Source organism: Caballeronia sp. ATUFL_F1_KS39, from assembly GCF_023630985.1.
Lineage (GTDB): Bacteria > Pseudomonadota > Gammaproteobacteria > Burkholderiales > Burkholderiaceae > Caballeronia > Caballeronia zhejiangensis.
In genome coordinates, this window is the sequence record NZ_JALQDZ010000005.1 from 360,768 (window position 1) to 380,151 (window position 19,384).

Consider the following 19,384-nt stretch of genomic DNA (forward strand, 5'->3'; position numbering starts at 1 on the left):
AGGAGAACGTCATGAAACGCTTCGAAGGCAAGACAGTTCTGATCACTGGCGGCAACAGCGGCATCGGTCTCGCGGCAGCGCAGGCGTTTGCTGCGGAAGGCGCGCGCGTCGTCATCACCGGCCGCGATGAAAGCGCGCTCGCGACGGCACGCGAGTCGCTCGGCGCGAACGCCATCGCGATCCGCAACGTGGCGGGCACGGTAAGCGCTGCGCGCGAACTGGCGCAAGCATTGACCGATGCGAACATCCGGCTCGATGCGATCTTCGTGAACGCGGGCGTCGCCACCTTCGGGCCGTTCACGGACATCGACGAAAAAGCGTGGGACGAAACCTTCGCGATCAACGTGAAAGGACCGTACTTCCAGATCCAGTCGCTCGTGCCCTTGCTGAACGAAGGCGCGTCGATCGTGCTGAACGGTTCGATCAACGCGCATATCGGCATGCCGATGTCATCGGTCTATGCGTCGAGCAAGGCGGCGCTCGTGTCGCTCGCAAAGACGCTGTCGGCGGAATTGCTGCCGCGCGGCGCGCGCGTGAACGTCGTGAGTCCCGGTCCGGTCTCGACGCCGCTCCACGACAAGCTCGGCCTCATCGATGAAGCCGCCGCGCAGCTTCAAAGCCAGATTCCGCTCGGCCGCTTCGGCAAGTCGAGCGAAGTGGCGGCGACGGTGCTGCATTTGGCGTCGCCGGAATCGGGTTTCATCGTCGGCACGGAGATCATCATCGACGGCGGCATGAGCCAGCTTTGAGCCGATGGCCGAGTTGCACCCTCAACGCATCTGGGGCTGCAACTCGCCCCAGTTGACGAGAATCTGCTGGATGCTGCGCGCGTAGGCGTCGCGATGTTTCGGCGATTCGGAGTGATACGCGCCGATCGCGCGCCATGTGTTGCCGTGCTTCACCATCTTCTGCTTGAGCAGCCAGGCGGCGACGAAGACGTTGACGCACGGATCGGCGAGCGCGCGATGCGGAATGCCCTGACGCGCGAGATCGGGAAAATGGATCGAGTTGATCTGCAGTTGGCCGATATCGATCGAGCCGTTGGCGTTGCGGTTGAGCGCGGCGGCGTCGCCTTTCGATTCGCGCCAGGCGACCGCGCGCAGCACAAGCGGATTGACGCCCTGATAGGCGCCGGCCTGTTCGAAGCAATCGTCGGCGTGAGCGGCGCGCGGCGCGAGCGACGCGGCGAGCAGCGCGCAGGCGGCCAGCGCCGCGCAAATCGGACGGAACATGGAACGTGGCTCCTTCGATTACGGCGCGAGCGCGATGTCGATGCGGCGCTCGACGTCTTTCATATACGTGCGCGACTCGTCGGACACCACGAGACGCGGCTCGGGTCCGTTGCATTTGCAATCGGCGACGCGGCGCGTTTTCTTCGCTTTCTTGCTCGCGGATTTGGCAGGCGCATCGTCTTCCTCGCCGCTGGAAGGCGGAAGCATTGCGAGCGTCGGCAGCGGCGGATAGACCTTCTGCGCGGCAGGTCCGAGCGCCGCGAGCGTTTGCACGGACGCGGGCGCGCTCACGTCGAACGGACCGGCGGCGGCGTGCATCGAAAACAGCGCAGTCGCGAGGATGAGAAATGGGCGCATCGCGTCAGCCTCCCTGCGTCGGCTTGATGGACACGCTGTACGGCTGGCGCGCGCCGGCGGTCAGGTTTTCGAGACTGAGCTTGACCGCATGTCGCGCGGGAATGCCTTTCCAGATCGCCTGATTGAGATAGGGAAAGTCCTGCGCGAGCGCGGTGACGAGAATGGTCGTCGGCTGCTTTTGAGCGGCGGCGAGCGCGCCCGCTTTGGCGAGGATCGCCGTGAGTTGCGGGTCGCGGGCGCCGAGCGCGTCAGCGGGAATCTCGAAGCGGATGATCTCGGCGGAAGCCGCCGGTTTTTCGATCTGAGCCGTATTGGCGGCCGGCATCGGCGCGCAGCCGGTCACGGCGAGCGCGACGGCGATGGCAAAAAGTAACGCTGCCCACTTCACTGGCATCTCCTGATTGGGTCATGGCGATATGCGAGTTGTCGGCGCGCACGGGCGCGACTTGATAGCCGCGCGCAAACGTTTCGCCAAATAGGAAGACTTGACTCAGAATTTGCCGATTCGGGGAATCAGATCGCGCGGACGTCGGTAATAGATGCCGCGACCTTGCCGTTGTGACGCTTCGATCAGATGCGCCACCACGCGCCGATGCTCGGTTCGGCATCGAGGGCGCGGAGAAAATCCTCGGCGAAGGCGTCGGCGGTGAGTTGCCGCTCGGGCGTGCCGTCGGGGAAATCGTGCGGATTCTTCAGGCCGCGCGCGTGGCGGAGGACGGCAACCGTTTCGGTCAGGGCGGAGAGGGCGTCGAGCGTGTGCGAGTTCATACCGCGGATTACGGCAGGCGCGGCGAAGGCTTGAGCCTTTCCGTCATAAAACCTTCACGCCTTCGGCTTGCGATGCCCGGAAACGAGCGCGCCGGCGTCCTTCGCGAGCCCGAACAGATCGACGACGCCGACGAGCCCCACGAACCCGACGATCAGAAACGCGACGCTGAAATCCTCCGGTCCGATGGAATGGGCATCGTGGCCGTGGATCCATTCGCCGATGCGCAGCGCGATTGCGCCGGCCGCCACGCCGATGCCCATCGTCATCTGGAAGAGCGTGCTCGATAGCGCCGACGCGCCGCTCATCTGCGCTTTCGGCACGTCGGCGAAGGACAGCGTGTTGAGCGCCGTAAACTGCAGCGAACGCGACAGGCCGCTCGCGAACAGCACGGCGACGATCACGAACGTGGGCGTCGAGGGCGTCAGCAGGCTCATCGCGGCAAGCGAGAGCGCGGCGAGCACGCCGTTTACGATCAGCACCGGCCGGAAGCCGAACCGACGCATCACGGGCGTCGTGACGAGCTTCATCGAAAGATTGCCCGCGAACACCGCGAGCGTGAGCAGGCCCGAATCGAACGCGTTCATGCCGAAGCCGACCTGGAACATCAGCGGCAGCAGGAACGGCGCGGCGCTGATCGCGATCCGAAAGAGCGAGCCGCCGCCCATCGCCACGGCAAAGGTCTTCACCTTCAGCGCCGACAGATCCACGACCGGATGCGCCGCGCGCCGCAGATGCCGCCACGACGCGATGCCCGCGACGACGCCTACCGCCACCAGCGCGCCGACGAAGCGCCAGTCCACGTCGCTGCGTCCGATCAGTTCCATCGCGTAGAGCAGCGTCGTGCACGCGATGCCGCACAGCGCGAAGCCCGGCAAGTCGAAGCGCCGCGTCGCGTCCTCGCGTTCGTTGCCGATGTAGCGCAGCGTCAGCAGCAAGCCGATCAGCCCGAGGGGCACGTTGAGATAGAAGATCCAGCGCCACGAAGAATACGTCGTGATGAAGCCGCCGAGCGGCGGGCCGATCACCGGCGCGACGAGACCCGGCCACGTGATGATCGCGATGGCGCGCATCAGGCCCTCCTTGGGCGTCGCGCGCAAGACGGCCAGGCGCCCGACGGGCACCATCATCGCGCCGCCGATGCCCTGCAACACGCGCGCGGCGGCGAACGCGGGCAAGGTCGAGGTCGTCGCGCACAGCACGGACGCGGCCGTGAACACCGCGATCGCGCTCGCGAACACGGTGCGCAGGCCGAAGCGGTCGGCGGCCCAGCCGGAAATCGGGATGAACACGGCGAGCGTCAGCAGATACGCCGTGATGCCGAGGCTCATGTCGGCGGGATGCACGTTGAACGAGCGCGCCATCTGCGGCAAGGCGGTGGCGATGATCGTGCCGTCGAGGTTCTCCATGAAGAAGGTCGCCGCGACGAGCATGACGATGAGCGACGAGCCTTTTGTCTTGCGATCGCGTGCTAACGGCATCGGTTGCGTGCTCCTGCCTGACGGGTTGGAAGCTTGCCATTCTAGCCGCGAGAGCAGAGCTTTCGCGCCTATGGTAGGTTTTGCGATTGCCGGAAAATCAGCCAGGCAGCCTGTCCGACAAAGCGCCTACGGTCTCCCCACAGCGCGCAAACAACTCGTCAACAAGAGGAATGAGCAATGAAGTTTCGGAAACTCGGCGATTCGGGTATCGACGTCAGCCTGATCGGGCTCGGCACCATGACCTGGGGCGAGCAGAACACCGAAAGCGAAGCGCACGAGCAGATCGATTACGCGCTCGCCCAAGGCGTGAATCTCATCGACGCCGCCGAGATGTATCCGGTGCCGCCGCGCCCCGAGACGCAGGGCCGCACGGAGGAATACATCGGTACGTGGCTCGCGAAGCATCCGGCGAAGCGCGCCGATATCGTCCTCGCGACGAAAATCGCCGGGCCCGCGCGCCAGCCGCACAATCCGCGGCATATCCGCGGCGCGGGCAACCAGTTCGATCGCAAGAATCTGAACGAAGCCATCGACGGCAGCCTGAAGCGCCTGCAAACGGATTACGTCGATCTGTATCAGCTGCATTGGCCCGATCGCAGCACGATGACGTTCGGCCGATCCAGCTATCCCTATATCGACGATGAATACACGGTGCCGATCGAGGAAACGCTCGCGGCGCTCGCCGATCTCGTGAAGGCGGGCAAGATCCGTCATGTGGGCGTGTCGAACGAAACGCCGTGGGGTGTCGCGCAATTCCTGCGCGCGGCCGAAAAGGCGGGGCTGCCGAAAATCGTCAGCATTCAGAATCCGTACAGCCTCGTGAATCGCACTTACGAGCTCGGACTGTCGGAGTTCACGCACAAGGAAGGCGTCGGGCTGCTCGCGTATTCGCCGCTCGCGTTCGGCTGGCTGTCGGGCAAGTACGAGGGCGGGGCGCGTCCGGCGGGCGCGCGCATCACGCTGTTCGAGCGTTTCCAGCGCTACAGCAAGCCGCAGGCGATCGCCGCGATCACGTCGTACGTCGAACTGGCGAAACGCCACGGACTCACGCCGACGCAACTCGCGCTCGCGTTCGTCAACACGCGCCCGTTCACGACGAGCACGCTGATCGGCGCGACGTCGATGCCGCAGTTGAAGGAGAACATCGGTAGCGTGAACATCGAACTGTCGGACGAAATCCTGGCCGAAATCGACGCGCTGCACGAGCGTCAGCCGAATCCGGCGCCCTGATTTCCTTCGCCGGCTCAAGCATTTGGCGAAGAATTGCATGCCTTTGCCGCGAATGTGTCAGCATTGACGTTCGCGTGCCCGTCGTTTATCGCTCTGTAATACCGGCCTGACTTTTGGCCCGTACTCTGCCGTAACGCCGCCCGAATCCCGCACCCGAGGATTCGCGGCGCGCTCCCGTGTCATTCGCGGTGCGGTGCTTTTCGTAAGGCACTGCACTTGCTCGATGGTCCTGGTTGCCCGCTGCGGCGCCCCTCGCCACAGCGCGCTCTTCGCAAAGGAGTCGTCGCTCATGTCTCAAGCAACACCTCAGGCCAAAGATCTCGATCGCCTCACGATCGACACCATCCGCACGCTCTCGATGGACGCCGTGCAGAAGGCCAATTCCGGCCACCCCGGCACGCCGATGGCGCTCGCGCCGGTCGCATTCCATCTGTGGCAGAACCATCTTCGTTACGATCCCGACGCGCCGCTATGGCCGAATCGCGACCGCTTCGTGCTGTCGGTCGGGCATGCGTCGATGCTGCTGTACTCGCTGTTGCATCTGGCCGGCGTGAAGGAGTTCGACGGCGACGGCAAGCCGACCGGCAAGCCCGCCGTGTCGATCGACGATATCAAGCAGTTCCGCCAGCTCGACAGCAAGACGCCGGGCCATCCGGAATACCGCATGACGACCGGCGTCGAGACGACGACCGGACCGCTCGGCCAGGGCCTCGGCAACAGCGTGGGCATGGCGATGGCCGCGCGCTGGAAGGAGAGCCGCTTCAACAAGGGCGACGACAAGCTCTTCGATTACCGCGTCTACGCACTGTGCGGCGACGGCGACATGATGGAAGGCGTGTCGCACGAAGCGGCGTCGCTCGCGGGGCATCTGCGGCTGTCGAATCTCATCTGGATCTACGACAGCAACACCATCACCATCGAAGGCCATACGGAGCTCGCCTACAGCGACGACGTGGAAGCGCGCTTTCACGGCTACAACTGGCACACGCTGCACGTCGACGACGCCAACGACGCGGACGCGCTCGAAGCCGCCATCAACAAGGCGAAGTCGCACACCGACAAGCCGACGCTGATCGTCGTGAAAAGCATCATCGGCTGGGGCGCGCCGAACAAGCAGAACACCGCGAGCGCGCACGGCGAGGCGCTCGGGGAGGAAGAGGTCAAGCTCGCGAAGAAGTTCTACGGCTGGCCGGAGGACAAGCAGTTCTACGTGCCCGACGGCGTCATGCAGCACTTCGCCGACGGCATGGGCGCGCGCGGCAAGAAGCTGCACGCCGAGTGGAAGCAGCGCTTCGACGCCTACGAGAAGGCCAATCCGGAACTCGCGAAAGAAGCGTGGCAGATGCTCGAAGGCAAGCTTCCCGACAACTGGGACGCGGACATCCCGACCTTCGAGGCGGACGCCAAGGGCCTCGCGACGCGCGATTCGTCCGGCAAGGTGCTGAATGCGATTGCGCCGCGCGTGCCGTGGCTGATCGGCGGCGCGGCAGACCTGTCACCATCGACGAAGACGAATCTGAAGTTCGAAGGCGCGGGCAGCTTCGAGCACGACAGCTACGGCGGACGCAATCTGCACTTCGGCATTCGCGAGCACGGCATGGGCGCGGTCTGCAACGGCCTCGCGCTGTCGGGCTTGCGTCCGTACGGATCGACGTTCCTGATTTTCAGCGACTACATGAAGCCGCCGATCCGCCTGTCCGCGATCATGGAAGTGCCGGTGATCTACGTGTTCACGCACGATTCGATCGGCGTCGGCGAAGACGGTCCGACGCATCAGCCGATCGAGCAGCTCGCCTCGCTGCGCGGCGTGCCGGGCCTGTGCACGCTGCGTCCCGCCGACGCGAACGAAGTCGCAGAAGCGTGGCGCGTCGCGCTGACGCATCCGAAGGAGCCGTCGTGCATCGTGCTGACGCGCCAGCCGCTGCCGACGTTCGACCGCAAGAAATACGCGTCCGCCGAAGGCGTGAAGCGCGGCGCCTACGTGCTCGCCGATACCGAAGGCGGCAAGAAGCCCGAGGTGCTGCTGCTCGCGACGGGCAGCGAAGTGTCGCTTTGCGTCGAGGCGTACGAGAAGCTGACAAGCGAAGGCGTCGCGGCGCGCGTCGTGTCGATGCCGTCTTGGGACATCTTCGAGAAGCAGGATCTCGCGTACAAGGAATCGGTGCTGCCGCCGGACGTGCATGCGCGCGTGTGCGTCGAGCAGGCGGCGACGCTCGGCTGGGACCGCTACGTCGGCCGCCTCGGATCGCAGATCGTCATGCACACGTTCGGCGCATCCGCGCCATTGAAGGCGCTGAAGACGAAGTTCGGCTTCACGCCCGAAGCGGTCTACGACGCCGCGAAGAAGCAGATCGAACGCGTGAAATCCAACGGGAAGGAGTGACCATCATGCAGATCGGCATCGTGGGACTGGGGCGCATGGGCGGCAACATCGGGCGGCGGCTCATGCGCGGCGGACATACGTGCGTCGTGTACGACCACAATCCGGAGGCCACCGAAGCGCTCGCGAGCGAAGGCGCGACGGGCGCGAAGGATCTCGGCGATCTCGTCGCGAAACTGACCGCGCCGCGCGTCGTCTGGCTGATGCTGCCGGCGGGGAAAATCACCGAAGACACGCTCAACGATCTGAACAAGATCCTCGGCGCGGACGACGTGATCATCGACGGCGGCAACAGCTTCTACAAGGACGATATCCGCCGCGCCGCGCAGTTGCGCGAGCAGGGCATCCATTACGTCGATGTCGGCACGTCGGGCGGCGTGTGGGGCCTGACGCGCGGCTACTGCATGATGATCGGCGGCGACGAGCCGGTCGTGCGCCGCATCGATCCGATTCTCGCGACGCTCGCGCCGGGACGCGGCGACATTCCCGCGACGCCGGGCCGCGAAGGACGCGATGCGCGCGTCGAGAACGGCTACATGCACTGCGGGCCGGTCGGGTCGGGGCATTTCGTCAAGATGGTGCACAACGGCATCGAATACGGACTGATGCAGGCCTATGCCGAAGGCTTTCACGTGCTCGAGCGCAAGGACTCGACGGAACTGCCGGAGAACGAGCGTTACTCGCTCGATCTCGCCGATATCGCGGAAGTGTGGCGTCGCGGCAGCGTGGTGTCGTCGTGGCTGCTCGATCTGACCGCGGGCGCGCTCGCGGGCGACGGCTCGCTCGATCGCTATTCCACCGAAGTCGCGGACAGCGGCGAAGGACGATGGACGATCGAAGCGGCAATCGAGGAAGCGGTGCCGGCGCAAGTGCTGTCGGCGGCGCTGTACACGCGGTTCCGTTCGCGCGATGCCGAATCGTTCCCGGAACGCATGTTGTCCGCGATGCGCTTCGGCTTCGGCGGGCATCACGAGTTTCCGGTGAAGTAGCGCGCTTTCCTTTTCGGCGATGTCAAAACGGCGATCGGCTTTCGAAGTCCATCGCCGTTTTTCATTTCATCATGCGCCGCCTGAAAAGCCACGCGCACAGGAAGAACGGCACGACCGCATACGCGCAGAGCACGAGCGCATGCAGCGCGAAGCCGTCGAACGGGCGGCCGAGCATCGCCGGACGGATCAGCTCCACAGCGTGATACAGCGGCAAGACCTGCGTGACGTGTTGCGCGATCGCGGGCAGTTGCGCGATGGGAAAGAAGACGCCGGAGAGCAGGAGCATCGGCGTGAGCGCGAGCGTCTGATAGAACATGAAGAAGTCGTAGCTCGGCGCGAGCGCGGTGACGACCATCGCCGTGCTGGCGAACGCGAGTCCTGTCAGCACGATGACCGGCAACGCGATCAGCATCGACGGAAAGCTCGCATAGCCGAGCGCGCCCGCGACGATCATGATCGCCACGCCCGACAGCACCGACTTGCTCGCGGCCCAGACGATCTCGCCAAGCACGATATCGCCGAGCGTGAGCGGCGTGTGCATGATCGCTTCCCAGGTGCGCTGAACGTGCATGCGCGAGAAGCCCGAGTACATCGATTCGAAGCTCGCGGACATCATCACGCTCGACGCCGCCGTGCCCGCCGCGAGGAACGCGATATACGACACGCCGTCGACGTGCCCGACCATCAGGCCCAGACCGAGGCCGAGGCCGAAGAGGTAGATCATCGGATCGGCGAGATTGCCGATCATCGAGGCGATCGCGAGTTTCTTCCAGACGAGATAGTTGCGCCGCCACACGGACATCCAGTGCGTGGCGTTCGCGGGCAACGCGCTGGAAAGCGGCGTGAGGTTTTGTGCGCGCTTCGGCTCGCGCTGTTTGTCGATGCGGGATCGTTCGAGCGTATCCATTGGCTCAGTCCACCATCTCACGTCCGGTGAGACGCAGGAAAACATCTTCGAGATTCGCCGGACGATGCAGATAGCGCACGTCCGCGCGGCCCTTCACGCGCGCATGCACGGGCTGCGGATCGTCGACGTAGCAAAAGAGCGTCTCGCCGCTCACTTCCATGCGCGCGACGAGCGGCGCAAGCTCGGCGGCGAGCGCTTGCGGATCGGGTCCGTAGATTTCGATCACGTCCGAGCCGATCACCGATTCGATCAGCTCGCGCGGCCGTCCTTCGGCGATCTTGCGGCCCTCCTCGATCACGCACAGGCGATCGCAGAGACGCTCGGCTTCTTCCATGAAATGCGTCGTCAGCAGGATGGTCTTGCCGCGCGCAAGCAGCGAGCGCAGACGCTCCCAGATCAGATGCCGCGCTTGCGGATCGAGCCCGGTGGTCGGTTCGTCCATCACGAGCACATCGGGATCGTTGACGAGCGCGCGCGCGAGCGTGAGACGCCGCTTCATGCCGCCCGACAACTCGCCGACGCGCGCATCGGCCTTGCTCTCCAGCCGCGCGAACTCCAGGAGCGACGGTACGAGCGCATCCATGCGCGCGCCCGTCAGGCCGAAGTAGCGGCCGAACACCGTCAGATTTTCGCGGACAGTGAAATCGGGATCGAGATTGTCGAACTGCGGCACGACGCCCACGCGCTCGCGGGCGAATCGGGCGCGCGCGGGCACCGGCTCGCCGACGAGACGGATCGCGCCGCTATCGGGCGAAGTGATGCCGAGCAGCATCTTGAGCGTCGTCGTCTTGCCCGCGCCGTTCGGTCCGAGCAGTCCGAAGCATTCGCCGGGCCGCACATCGAACGACAGGCCGTCGACGACCGTGCGCTCGCCGTAGTGCTTCCTTACTTCGCTGAATTCGATGGCGGGTGCGCGGTTTCCATCGGCGTCGCGTGTAGCGCTTTGTTGCAAAGATTGATCAGTCATGCATCTGTGCGCAGGGAAAGCCGGATGAGGGAAACCCAGCGGGCTAGTGTAATCCATTGCACCAAGGCGGCGCTTGGCGTGCAACCGCATGCTGCGCGCGCGTGTCAAACCCGTGCGGGGCGCGTCGAACCGGTTCCGGCCGAAAGTGCCAGAGGCTTGTCCGTCGACGTTTTTGTGGTTCTGGCACGGTGCGAGCTAGCGTGTTCGCGCCGGTAAGCGTTTTCCAGCGTTGTCTCCCATGGGACGACGCACGATGATGAATCAACGCCGCGGGCAAGTCGCGCTCAACGGCACGTTGGCCAGGGAGGTCAAGATGGAGAGCTACCGAAAAATCCTGCTGTGCTACGACGGCTCCAGAGAAGGCCGCAAGGCACTGCGTCAGGGCGCCAATCTCGCGCTCGACCTGAATGCGGAGACGCATGTGCTCGCGGTGGTGGATATGCGCTCGAGCATCGCGCAGAGCGCCGGACTGCTAACCGACATGGCCTGCGGACGCTTCGAAGAGGCCGCGCGCGACATCCTGCAAGAGGGCGTCGAATGGCTGCGCGAGCGTGGCCTTCAGGCACAGGGACATTTCGCGTTCGGCCATCCGATCGACGAAATCGCGGCGCTCGCCGACAGCCTTCAGGTCGATCTCGTCGTCGTCGGGCATCGCTGCCGCAGCGGCCTCGCGCGCTGGTGGATGGGCGCGGGCAACACGCCGCTGCTGGATCGCGTGAAGTGCAGCATCCTGGTTGCCGTCTGTCAGGCCGGTGAATCGGCCGAAGCGGAAGACGAAGCGGCGTACGCGGCGAAGCCCGTCAAGGCCGAAGCCGGGGCGTGATGCGGTGCGAAGCGTGAACCGCGACGCTTGACGCGTCAACCGTTGAGATCGACCGCGACGAGCTTCCACGACACGAGCCCGTTGCGGTGGAAGATCGCGGAGTATCGCGCATCGCCGGCGCCGTGTTGATACGTGACGACGAACGTGTTCAGGCTTCGATAACCCGCCGTCGTCTGCGGTGGCTCTTTCGGCGGCTGCCGTGCGGTCGTGACGCCGGACGCGGGCCCATTCCCCGCATTCGCTGGTGCGCCGTCGCCAGCTTGCGGCGGACGCTCGCCCGGATCGCCGCGCGGCGGGATGCCGTTCAGAATCGCCGCGACGCCGTCCGGTGTGGCATACGAATCCACCAGCGGACCGACGAGCGCCGCGCCGATCATCGCACCGATGATCGCAAGCGGATTCCCGCTCTTTTGAATATCCACGCGACGCGTGAGCAGCGCCGCGATCTGGTCCTTGAGGCTCGCGCGCAACGCCGGAAAATCGACGTATTCGTTGACGGTTTGCGCATCGCGCGCATCGGCCGCGCGCTTCACGCGATCGAGTGCGATGTAAGGCGATGCGTAAACGAAACCGAGCGCCGCGACGATAACCAGGACGACGAGCGTAACGACAATAGAACGGGTAGTGCGGGACATGCTTGGGCCAAGCCTCTTGCAAAACGTGAATTACGGATTGACCGCGCGGGCGTCGGTTAAATCCCGTGAATTCACGTCGTGCGTGCGAAGGCGTTCCATTCAGGCGAGGATTCCGCCGGCCAGCCCGGCATTTTCCTCGGCGATGCAGCGGTCGATCATGCGCGAAACCTCGTCGATCTTGCCCACCAGAATCACGCGCGATTGCCCGCGATACACGCGCACTGGCGCGCGCTGCTCGGCCTCGGCGTGCACCGTGCTGTTGAGGGAAACGCGAGCGAAGGCCGGCTGACGGGACGGCAACGCGGGCATTTCGTTGAAGAGATCGGGCGTGGCTTCGGCGCGCGGCATGCCGCAGGCGATCAGCGTGCGCAGATGGCGCAGGCGGCCGAATTGACGGAAGGGCAGCAGACGGGCAAAACGTTCCATGATGACTCTCCAGACGATAGGACGCACCGCGGCGCACCGCGCGCGGTGGCCGTCATGCTTGTTGTGTTGTGAGACGCCTGAATCAGGTGTCGAAAGCGGTTGGTGAGGCTATCTTGCGATGTCAATGAGACATTTCGTGTCTCGGTGCGAAAGTAATGTGTTTCGACTTTCGTGCCTTGCCCGTTCGCGGGCCAACATCAGAACTCGCCGGAGCGGATCAGCCCGACGGCAATGCCTTCAAGCGCGAAATCGCCGCTGCCGGCGCGCACGAAGATGTTTTCATACTCGGGGTTTTCGGCGATCAGTTCGACGCCGTCCGCGCGCCGTTTCCAGCGCTTGACCGTGACGTCGTCGCCAAGACGCGCGACGACGATCTGTCCGTCTTTCGCTTCGTTGCGCTTTTGCACGGCGAGAAGATCGCCGTCGAGAATGCCTGCGTCGCGCATCGAGAGGCCGCGCACCTTCAACAGATAGTCCGGCTTGCTGGAGAAGAGCGCGGGGTCGCACGCATAGTGCTGCGAGATGTGCTCTTGCGCGAGGATAGGACTCCCCGCCGCGACCCGGCCGACGAGCGGCAGAGACAATTGCATGATGCTCTGATGCGGCAGCGTAAACTGATGCGGCAGCTCCTCGGACCGATCGATGCGAGATGCATCGCCGAGCAGCCGGATGCCGCGCGACGAACCCGCCGCCAGCTCGATGACGCCCTTGCGGGCCAGCGCCCTGAGGTGCTCCTCGGCGGAATTGGCCGAACTGAAGCCGAGCTCCGCCGCGATCTCGGCGCGCGTGGGCGGAAAGCCCGTGCGGTCGATCGCGCGCTGGATGAGTTCGAACACCTGCTGCTGCCGCGCGGTAAGTTTTGATGTTTTGGTCACTGGCTCGAGCCCCTGATGCACTGTATGAATGGACAGGTGACTGTATTTTTATACAGTATTTGGCGCTTTTCAAGCATTACTTTAAGTTCGCGGCCACGAAGCCTTCGCACCGTCGGATCGCGCCCGCCGGCGCTTGTTCCATCCAGGAATATCGTTCTTAGCAGTTTTGCGTATAAAAAAGTGAAGAACGATTATTTTCAATCATATAGAGGCCTCGTTAGACTGATTCCGTCAATTCGATAAGACGGAGAACGGGGAATGCAAAGCTTCAACACGGGATTGCGACGGCTTCTTGCTGCGGCGACGCTTGGCGCGGCGGGTTTGATCATGACGGCGCCGGCGCAGGCGGATACGTCGTTTCTGAACGTTTCCTACGACCCGACCCGCGAGCTGTATCAGGACTTCAATCAGGCTTTCGCGAAAAAGTGGAAGGCGGAGACGGGCGAGACCGTAACCTTCAAGCAGTCGCATGGCGGGTCGGGCGGCCAGGCGCGCGCGGTCATCGACGGACTGCAGGCGGACGTCGTTACGCTCGCGCTCGCTTATGACATCGACGCGCTCGCGGGCAAGGGACTCGTCGGCGCGGACTGGCAGAAGCGCCTGCCGGACAACGCATCGCCGTACACGTCGACGATCGTGTTTCTCGTGCGCAAGGGCAATCCGAAGCACATCAAGGACTGGGACGATCTGACGAAGCCGGGCGTGTCGATCGTCACGCCGAATCCGAAGACATCGGGCGGCGCGCGCTGGAACTACCTCGCGGCGTGGGCGTACGCGCAGCACAAGCCGGGCGGCAACGAGCAGACCGCCAAGGAGTTCGTGACGAAGCTCTACAAGAACGCCGGCGTGCTGGATTCCGGCGCGCGCGGCGCGACGACGAGCTTCGTGCAGCGCGGTCAGGGCGACGTGCTCATCGCGTGGGAAAACGAGGCGTTCCTGTCGCTGAAGGAATTCGGTCCGGACAAGTTCGAGATCGTCGTGCCGTCGGTGAGCATTCTGGCGGAGCCGCCGGTCGCGGTGGTCGACAAGGTCGTCGACAAACACGGCACGCGCAAGCTCGCCGAAGCGTATCTCAAGTATCTGTATAGCGACGAAGGGCAGCAGATCGCCGCGCGCAATTTCTATCGGCCGCGTTCGGACAAGGTGCCCGCCGATCTGACGAAGCAGTTTCCGAAGCTGAAGCTCTATACCATCGACGACACCTTCGGCGGCTGGACCAAGGCGCAGAAGACGCATTTCGCGGATGGCGGCGTGTTCGATTCGATCTATCAGCCGCAATAAGCGTCAACCGGCGACGCGGCGCGTTCAAGACGCCGCGCGCCCGAAGCAGCAACGCGCGCCCACCCCGCGCGCAAAAAGGATGATTCAAGGATGACGACTCTCACATTCAGGAAACCGAGCGCGCTACCCGGTTTCGGCCTGACACTCGGCATCACGGTGGCTTATCTGAGCCTCGTGGTGCTGATTCCGCTTGCCGCCACCTTCGCTAAGACGGCGACGCTCGACTGGGCGCAGTTCGTGCGCGCGGTGACGTCGCCGCGCGTGCTCGCATCGTATCGGCTGACGTTCGGCGCGGCGCTCGGCGGCGCGCTCATCAACGCGGTGTTCGGTTTTCTCGTCGCGTGGGTGCTCGTGCGCTACACGTTCCCGTTCAAGCGCATCGTCGATGCGATGGTCGATCTGCCGTTCGCGCTGCCGACGTCGGTCGCCGGCATTTCGCTCGCCGCGGTCTACGCGGGCAATGGCTGGATCGGGCAATATCTCGCGCCGCTCGGCATCAAGGTCGCGTTCACGCCGCTCGGCGTGCTCGTCGCGCTGACGTTCATCGGCCTGCCGTTCGTCGTGCGTACCGTGCAGCCCGTGCTCGAAGACTTCGAGCGCGAGCAGGAAGAAGCCGCCGCGTGCCTCGGCGCGACGCGCTGGCTCACGTTCCGGCGCGTCGTGCTGCCGTCGCTCTTTCCGGCGCTGCTGACGGGCTTCGCACTCGCGTTCGCGCGCGCCTTGGGCGAATACGGCTCGGTGATTTTCATCGCGGGCAACGTGCCGATGAAGTCGGAGATCACGTCGCTGCTCATCATCACGAAGCTCGAACAGTACGACTATGCCGGCGCGACCGCGCTCGCCGTCGTGATGCTGTGCGTGTCGTTCCTGATGCTTCTGTTGATCAACACGCTGCAATGGTGGCTGCAGCGCCGCACGAGCAAGACGGGCGCGGCGCCGGTCAACGTCTCCCTGGCAGCGGGAGAAACGGCATGAGCGAGGTGCTTCCATTGCAGACGACGACACAGCGCGACGCGCACGGCCTCAATCCCGTCACCGAGCCGCGCGCCGTGCGATGGCTCCTGACCGGTATCGCACTCGCGTTTCTCGCGTTCTTTCTCGTCGTGCCGCTCGTCGCGGTGTTCGTGCAGGCGTTCGCCAAGGGCATCGACTATTACTTCGAGTCGCTGAAGGATCCCGACGCGTGGTCCGCGATCAAGCTCACGCTGATCACCGCCGCGATCGCCGTGCCGCTGAATGTCGTCTTCGGACTGGCGGCGTCGTGGGCGATCGCGAAGTTCGAGTTTCGCGGCAAGGCGCTCCTGACGACGCTCATCGACTTGCCGTTCTCGGTGTCGCCGGTCATCTCGGGTCTCGTCTATGTGCTGATGTTCGGCGCGCAAGGATGGTTCGGCCCGTGGCTCGCCGCGCACGACGTGCAGATCATCTTCGCGGTGCCCGGCATCGTGCTCGCGACGATCTTCGTCACGTTTCCGTTCGTCGCGCGCGAACTCATTCCGCTGATGCAGGCGCAAGGCAACGACGAAGAGGAAGCGGCGCACGTGCTCGGCGCATCGGGATGGCAGATCTTCCGGCGCGTGACGCTGCCCAACGTGAAGTGGGGCCTGCTCTACGGCGTGATTCTCTGCAACGCGCGCGCGATGGGCGAGTTCGGCGCGGTGTCGGTGGTGTCCGGGCACATCCGCGGGCAGACGGACACGATGCCGCTGCACGTCGAAATTCTCTACAACGAATACAACTTCTCGGCTGCGTTCGCGGTGGCGTCGCTGCTGGCGCTGCTCGCGCTCGTGACGCTCGCGCTGAAACTTCTCGCGGAGCGCCGCATGACGCAAGCATTGACCGCCGCAAAAGCCACCGCACAGAATTGAGAGGCCGATAAACATCATGAGCATCATCGTTCGCAATCTGCAAAAACGCTTCGGCGATTTCACCGCGCTCGACAACGTGTCGCTCGACTTTCCGGCGGGCGAACTGGTCGCGCTGCTCGGGCCTTCGGGCTGCGGCAAGACCACGCTCTTGCGCGTGATCGCGGGCCTCGAATTCGCCGATGCGGGACAGGTCGTGCTGCACGGCGAAGACGTCGCGGCGGTCGGCGCGCGCGAGCGTCAGGTCGGCTTCGTGTTCCAGCATTACGCGCTGTTCCGGCACATGACCGTGTTCGAGAACGTCGCGTTCGGCTTGCGCGTGAAGCCGCGCCGCGAGCGTCCGAGCGAAGCGAAAATTCGCGAGAAAGTGCATGAGCTGCTGAAGCTCGTGCAACTCGACTGGCTCGCGGAGCGTTTTCCGTCGGAACTGTCAGGCGGACAGCGGCAGCGTATTGCGCTGGCGCGGGCGCTTGCCGTCGAGCCGAAAGTGCTGCTGCTCGACGAGCCGTTCGGCGCGCTCGACGCCAAAGTGCGCAAGGAACTGCGCAGCTGGCTGCGCCGGCTGCACGACGATCTGCATATCTCGACGCTCTTCGTCACGCACGACCAGGAAGAGGCGCTCGAAGTGGCGGATCGCATCGTCGTAATGAATCATGGCCGCGTGGAGCAGGTGGGCAGTCCGCAAGACGTGTACGATCATCCGCAGACGTCCTTCGTCTACGAGTTTCTCGGCGCCGCGAACCGGCTGCAGGGCGAAGTGAACGCGAACGGCTTCATCGCCGATGGCGCCGCGAGCCCGATCGCGGCTCAGGCGCATTTCAGCGGGCGGGCGCTCGCGTACGTGCGTCCGCATGATCTCGCGCTGTATCCCGCCGACGGCACGCATCGCGACGGCATCGTGGTGGGCGTGCGGCGCGTCGTGACGCTGGGCGGCTCGGTGCGCGTCGAGCTCGAAGGCAACGCGGGCGGCGTGATCGAGGCAGAACTGGATCGCGAGGCGTGGCGCGCGCTCAGGCTCGATATCGGCGATGGCGTGACCGCCGTTCCACGCGCGTTGCGAGTGTTTCCCGCGCAGTGACATCATAAAAATCAAAGAGGCTGACATGAACTTCCAGCAGTTGCGCTTCGTGCGCGAGGCCGTGCGTCAGAACATGAATCTGACGGAGGTCGCCAACGTCCTTTACACGTCGCAGTCGGGCGTGTCGAAGCAGATCAAGGATCTCGAGGACGAACTCGGCGTCGATATCTTCATCCGCCGCGGCAAGCGTCTGACGGGACTGACCGAGCCGGGCAAGGAAGTGCATCAGCTGATCGAGCGCATGCTGCTCGATGCCGAGAATCTGCGGCGCGTCGCGCGCCAGTTCGCGGATCAGGACAACGGCCATCTCGTCGTCGCGACGACGCACACGCAGGCGCGTTACGCGTTGCCGAAGGTCATCCGCCAGTTCACCGAGGTGTTTCCGAAGGTGCATCTCGCGCTGCGTCAGGGCAGCCCGCAGCAGATCGCGCAGATGATCATCAACGGCGAAGCGGATATCGGCATCTCGACCGAAGCGCTCGACCGTTATCCGGACATCGTCACGTTTGCCTGCTATTCGTGGCATCACACGGTCGTTGTGCCGAAGGATCATCCGCTCGTCGGGCGCGAGAACATCACGCTCGAGCAGATCGCCGAATATCCGATCGTCACGTACGACAACGATTTCACCGGGCGTTCGCACGTCGATCAGGCGTTCGCGAGCGCGGGCGCGATGCCCGATATCGTGCTGACCGCAATCGATGCCGACGTCATCAAGACGTATGTCGAACTGGGCATGGGTATCGGCATCGTCGCGGCGATGGCGTATGACGCGAAGCGCGACACCGAGCTCGTCGCGCTCGATACGCAGCATCTGTTCGAGGCGAGCACGACGCGTGTCGGCTTGCGAAAGGGCGCGTTCTTGCGCGCGTATGCGTATCGGCTGATCGAAATGTTCGCGCCGCAACTCGATGAAGCGCAGATCGCCGCGCAGCTTCGCGAAGCCGCTTAGAGTCGTGCCGGCTGTTTTACAATCGCCGGCATGAATACTTCCTCGCTTCCTCGTGTCGCCGTGCTTGCCACGGGCGGCACGATTGCCGGTCAGGCCGGCGATTCCTCCAAGACCGCGGGCTACAAGGCGGGCGTCGTCGGCGTCGACAAGCTGCTCGACGCCGTGCCCGCGCTCGGCTCGGTTGCGCGAATCCACGCGGAACAGATCGCGAGCATCGACAGCAAGGACATGAGCGCCGCGCTGTGGACGCAACTCGCGCGGCGTATCGATGAGCTGCTTGCGCAGGACGATATCGATGGCGTCGTCGTCACGCACGGCACCGATACGCTCGAAGAAACCGCGTATCTGCTGCATCTCACGGTGAAGAGCGCGAAGCCCGTCGTGCTGACGGCGGCGATGCGCCCATCGACCGCGCTTTCCGCCGATGGCCCGTTGAATTTGCTCAATGCGGTGACGGTCGCGGCGTCGAACGATGCGGCGGGCAAGGGCGTGCTCGTCGCTTTCAACAATCAGATTCACAGCGCGCGCGATGTCACCAAGACGAGCACTTATGCCGTCGATGCGTTTCGCTCGCCTGAGACCGGTGTGCTCGGGTTCGTGCAGGACGGACGCGTCGAGTTTCAGCGCACGGTCGTGCGGGCGCATACCGTCGCGAGCGAGTTCGCTGTCGCCGATCGATGGCCGATGGTCGAGATCGTCGCGAGCTACGCGGATGTGTCTCGTGTGACGGTCGATGCGCTTGTTGCTGCGGGCGTGAGGGGTATCGTCGTCGCGGGCACGGGCAACGGCTCGATGCATGCGGTGCTCACGCAGGCGCTCGCTGATGCGGTGAAGCAGGGCGTTGCCGTGGTGCGCGCTTCGCGCGTGGGTTCGGGACATGTGATGCGCAACGGCGCCGCTAACGATGATGCGCTCGGGACGGTCAGCGCGGGGACGCTGAATCCTTATAAGGCGCGGGTGCTGCTTATGCTTGCAGTGGCTTCGAATGTGCAGGACGTGCAGCGCGTTTTTGATGTTTATTGAGGTGTTTGGGGTGTTGGGCGGGCGGGCCGCCGGTTGGTCGGGCGGTCGGTCGTGGAATCCTGTATTCGTGTCGGTCTATTAGCGTTGCCCCTGTGCGGGGCGGCACCTACTTTCTTT

At 64.4% G+C, this 19,384-nt stretch carries 21 protein-coding genes; 11 read left to right on the plus strand and 10 right to left on the minus strand.

Annotated elements, in window-relative coordinates; all coding sequences use genetic code 11:
- Positions 1-11 precede the first annotated feature (11 nt).
- Positions 12-749: an SDR family oxidoreductase gene (locus tag NCR93_RS06450; RefSeq protein ID WP_175980087.1), complete on the plus strand. Its 738-nt coding sequence runs from the start codon at positions 12-14 to the stop codon at positions 747-749.
- Between the two features lie 21 nt (positions 750-770).
- Here NCR93_RS06450 and NCR93_RS06455 read toward each other — a convergent pair whose 3' ends face one another.
- The 5 genes from NCR93_RS06455 to NCR93_RS06475 all read right to left on the minus strand — a co-directional run bounded on the left by NCR93_RS06455 (position 771) and on the right by NCR93_RS06475 (position 3,836).
- Positions 771-1,232, minus strand: coding sequence for a lytic transglycosylase domain-containing protein (locus tag NCR93_RS06455; RefSeq protein ID WP_008349929.1), 462 nt, complete (start codon positions 1,230-1,232; stop codon positions 771-773).
- An 18-nt stretch (positions 1,233-1,250) separates the two neighbouring features.
- The gene (locus tag NCR93_RS06460) at positions 1,251-1,589 is read right to left on the minus strand and encodes a hypothetical protein (protein WP_175980088.1); all 339 of its coding nucleotides are present in this window, start codon (positions 1,587-1,589) and stop codon (positions 1,251-1,253) included.
- A gap of 4 nt (positions 1,590-1,593) precedes the next feature.
- On the minus strand, positions 1,594-1,983 hold the full coding sequence (locus NCR93_RS06465; protein ID WP_175980089.1) for a hypothetical protein: 390 nt from the start codon (positions 1,981-1,983) through the stop codon (positions 1,594-1,596).
- Positions 1,984-2,159: 176 nt separating this feature from the next.
- Positions 2,160-2,357, minus strand: coding sequence for a hypothetical protein (locus NCR93_RS06470; RefSeq protein WP_008349923.1), 198 nt, complete (start codon positions 2,355-2,357; stop codon positions 2,160-2,162).
- 54 nt (positions 2,358-2,411) lie between these two features.
- Entirely contained in the window at positions 2,412-3,836 is a 1,425-nt protein-coding gene (locus NCR93_RS06475; protein WP_175980090.1) for an MFS transporter, read from the minus strand.
- A gap of 177 nt (positions 3,837-4,013) precedes the next feature.
- On the opposite strand from NCR93_RS06475, the gene NCR93_RS06480 reads away from it, so the two are divergent.
- From NCR93_RS06480 to gnd, 3 genes are all read left to right on the plus strand, one after another.
- Positions 4,014-5,066, plus strand: coding sequence for an NADP(H)-dependent aldo-keto reductase (locus tag NCR93_RS06480; protein WP_239294933.1), 1,053 nt, complete (start codon positions 4,014-4,016; stop codon positions 5,064-5,066).
- Between the two features lie 289 nt (positions 5,067-5,355).
- Positions 5,356-7,449: a transketolase gene (gene tkt / locus NCR93_RS06485; RefSeq protein WP_008349918.1), complete on the plus strand. Its 2,094-nt coding sequence runs from the start codon at positions 5,356-5,358 to the stop codon at positions 7,447-7,449.
- A gap of 5 nt (positions 7,450-7,454) precedes the next feature.
- Positions 7,455-8,435: a phosphogluconate dehydrogenase (NAD(+)-dependent, decarboxylating) gene (gene gnd / locus NCR93_RS06490; RefSeq protein WP_175980092.1), complete on the plus strand. Its 981-nt coding sequence runs from the start codon at positions 7,455-7,457 to the stop codon at positions 8,433-8,435.
- A 61-nt stretch (positions 8,436-8,496) separates the two neighbouring features.
- Here the strand turns inward: gnd and NCR93_RS06495 are convergent, their stop codons facing one another.
- Together NCR93_RS06495 and nodI are read right to left on the minus strand one after the other, a co-directional pair.
- Positions 8,497-9,342 (minus strand): ABC transporter permease, encoded by an 846-nt coding sequence (locus NCR93_RS06495; RefSeq protein ID WP_175980093.1) that lies wholly within the window; start codon positions 9,340-9,342, stop codon positions 8,497-8,499.
- A 4-nt stretch (positions 9,343-9,346) separates the two neighbouring features.
- Positions 9,347-10,309: a nodulation factor ABC transporter ATP-binding protein NodI gene (nodI, locus tag NCR93_RS06500; RefSeq protein WP_008349912.1), complete on the minus strand. Its 963-nt coding sequence runs from the start codon at positions 10,307-10,309 to the stop codon at positions 9,347-9,349.
- A gap of 313 nt (positions 10,310-10,622) precedes the next feature.
- On the opposite strand from nodI, the gene NCR93_RS06505 reads away from it, so the two are divergent.
- Positions 10,623-11,132 (plus strand): universal stress protein, encoded by a 510-nt coding sequence (locus NCR93_RS06505; RefSeq protein ID WP_033535751.1) that lies wholly within the window; start codon positions 10,623-10,625, stop codon positions 11,130-11,132.
- Positions 11,133-11,167: 35 nt separating this feature from the next.
- Here NCR93_RS06505 and NCR93_RS06510 read toward each other — a convergent pair whose 3' ends face one another.
- The 3 genes from NCR93_RS06510 to lexA all read right to left on the minus strand — a co-directional run bounded on the left by NCR93_RS06510 (position 11,168) and on the right by lexA (position 13,068).
- Positions 11,168-11,767, minus strand: coding sequence for a DUF2939 domain-containing protein (locus NCR93_RS06510; protein WP_175980094.1), 600 nt, complete (start codon positions 11,765-11,767; stop codon positions 11,168-11,170).
- A 99-nt stretch (positions 11,768-11,866) separates the two neighbouring features.
- Complete coding sequence (locus NCR93_RS06515; RefSeq protein WP_008349906.1) at positions 11,867-12,193, minus strand: hypothetical protein; 327 nt, start codon at positions 12,191-12,193, stop codon at positions 11,867-11,869.
- 197 nt (positions 12,194-12,390) lie between these two features.
- Positions 12,391-13,068, minus strand: a complete 678-nt coding sequence (lexA, locus tag NCR93_RS06520; protein ID WP_008349903.1) for a transcriptional repressor LexA — start codon at positions 13,066-13,068, stop codon at positions 12,391-12,393.
- Between the two features lie 258 nt (positions 13,069-13,326).
- Here lexA and NCR93_RS06525 point away from each other — a divergent pair, with 258 nt between their 5' ends.
- From NCR93_RS06525 to NCR93_RS06550, 6 genes are all read left to right on the plus strand, one after another.
- A complete protein-coding gene (locus NCR93_RS06525) occupies positions 13,327-14,349 on the plus strand; it encodes a sulfate ABC transporter substrate-binding protein (RefSeq protein WP_175980095.1) in 1,023 nt (340 codons plus the stop codon).
- Positions 14,350-14,439: 90 nt separating this feature from the next.
- Complete coding sequence (gene cysT / locus NCR93_RS06530) at positions 14,440-15,324, plus strand: sulfate ABC transporter permease subunit CysT (protein WP_008349900.1); 885 nt, start codon at positions 14,440-14,442, stop codon at positions 15,322-15,324.
- The gene (cysW, locus tag NCR93_RS06535) at positions 15,321-16,217 is read left to right on the plus strand and encodes a sulfate ABC transporter permease subunit CysW (RefSeq protein WP_175980096.1); all 897 of its coding nucleotides are present in this window, start codon (positions 15,321-15,323) and stop codon (positions 16,215-16,217) included. The genes cysT and cysW overlap by 4 nt, the downstream gene beginning before the upstream one ends.
- A 16-nt stretch (positions 16,218-16,233) precedes the next feature.
- Positions 16,234-17,292 carry a sulfate/molybdate ABC transporter ATP-binding protein gene (locus tag NCR93_RS06540; protein ID WP_008349896.1) on the plus strand — a complete coding sequence of 353 codons (1,059 nt, stop codon included), beginning with the start codon at positions 16,234-16,236 and terminating at the stop codon, positions 17,290-17,292.
- 25 nt (positions 17,293-17,317) lie between these two features.
- A complete protein-coding gene (locus tag NCR93_RS06545; RefSeq protein WP_008349894.1) occupies positions 17,318-18,244 on the plus strand; it encodes a CysB family HTH-type transcriptional regulator in 927 nt (308 codons plus the stop codon).
- 21 nt (positions 18,245-18,265) lie between these two features.
- Positions 18,266-19,267, plus strand: a complete 1,002-nt coding sequence (locus NCR93_RS06550; RefSeq protein WP_279613021.1) for an asparaginase — start codon at positions 18,266-18,268, stop codon at positions 19,265-19,267.
- Positions 19,268-19,384: the final 117 nt, after the last annotated feature.

What these genes read in the sequence shown, in the direction of transcription:
- NCR93_RS06450 (WP_175980087.1), top strand. Translation starts at nt 12, where the DNA reads ATGAAACGCTTCGAAGGCAAGACAGTTCTGATCACTGGCGGCAACAGC.
- NCR93_RS06455 (WP_008349929.1), bottom strand. Translation starts at nt 1,232, where the DNA reads ATGTTCCGTCCGATTTGCGCGGCGCTGGCCGCCTGCGCGCTGCTCGCC.
- NCR93_RS06460 (WP_175980088.1), bottom strand. Translation starts at nt 1,589, where the DNA reads ATGCGCCCATTTCTCATCCTCGCGACTGCGCTGTTTTCGATGCACGCC.
- NCR93_RS06465 (WP_175980089.1), bottom strand. Translation starts at nt 1,983, where the DNA reads ATGCCAGTGAAGTGGGCAGCGTTACTTTTTGCCATCGCCGTCGCGCTC.
- NCR93_RS06470 (WP_008349923.1), bottom strand. Translation starts at nt 2,357, where the DNA reads ATGAACTCGCACACGCTCGACGCCCTCTCCGCCCTGACCGAAACGGTT.
- NCR93_RS06475 (WP_175980090.1), bottom strand. Translation starts at nt 3,836, where the DNA reads ATGCCGTTAGCACGCGATCGCAAGACAAAAGGCTCGTCGCTCATCGTC.
- NCR93_RS06480 (WP_239294933.1), top strand. Translation starts at nt 4,014, where the DNA reads ATGAAGTTTCGGAAACTCGGCGATTCGGGTATCGACGTCAGCCTGATC.
- tkt (WP_008349918.1), top strand. Translation starts at nt 5,356, where the DNA reads ATGTCTCAAGCAACACCTCAGGCCAAAGATCTCGATCGCCTCACGATC.
- gnd (WP_175980092.1), top strand. Translation starts at nt 7,455, where the DNA reads ATGCAGATCGGCATCGTGGGACTGGGGCGCATGGGCGGCAACATCGGG.
- NCR93_RS06495 (WP_175980093.1), bottom strand. Translation starts at nt 9,342, where the DNA reads ATGGATACGCTCGAACGATCCCGCATCGACAAACAGCGCGAGCCGAAG.
- nodI (WP_008349912.1), bottom strand. Translation starts at nt 10,309, where the DNA reads ATGACTGATCAATCTTTGCAACAAAGCGCTACACGCGACGCCGATGGA.
- NCR93_RS06505 (WP_033535751.1), top strand. Translation starts at nt 10,623, where the DNA reads ATGGAGAGCTACCGAAAAATCCTGCTGTGCTACGACGGCTCCAGAGAA.
- NCR93_RS06510 (WP_175980094.1), bottom strand. Translation starts at nt 11,767, where the DNA reads ATGTCCCGCACTACCCGTTCTATTGTCGTTACGCTCGTCGTCCTGGTT.
- NCR93_RS06515 (WP_008349906.1), bottom strand. Translation starts at nt 12,193, where the DNA reads ATGGAACGTTTTGCCCGTCTGCTGCCCTTCCGTCAATTCGGCCGCCTG.
- NCR93_RS06525 (WP_175980095.1), top strand. Translation starts at nt 13,327, where the DNA reads ATGCAAAGCTTCAACACGGGATTGCGACGGCTTCTTGCTGCGGCGACG.
- cysT (WP_008349900.1), top strand. Translation starts at nt 14,440, where the DNA reads ATGACGACTCTCACATTCAGGAAACCGAGCGCGCTACCCGGTTTCGGC.
- cysW (WP_175980096.1), top strand. Translation starts at nt 15,321, where the DNA reads ATGAGCGAGGTGCTTCCATTGCAGACGACGACACAGCGCGACGCGCAC.
- NCR93_RS06540 (WP_008349896.1), top strand. Translation starts at nt 16,234, where the DNA reads ATGAGCATCATCGTTCGCAATCTGCAAAAACGCTTCGGCGATTTCACC.
- NCR93_RS06545 (WP_008349894.1), top strand. Translation starts at nt 17,318, where the DNA reads ATGAACTTCCAGCAGTTGCGCTTCGTGCGCGAGGCCGTGCGTCAGAAC.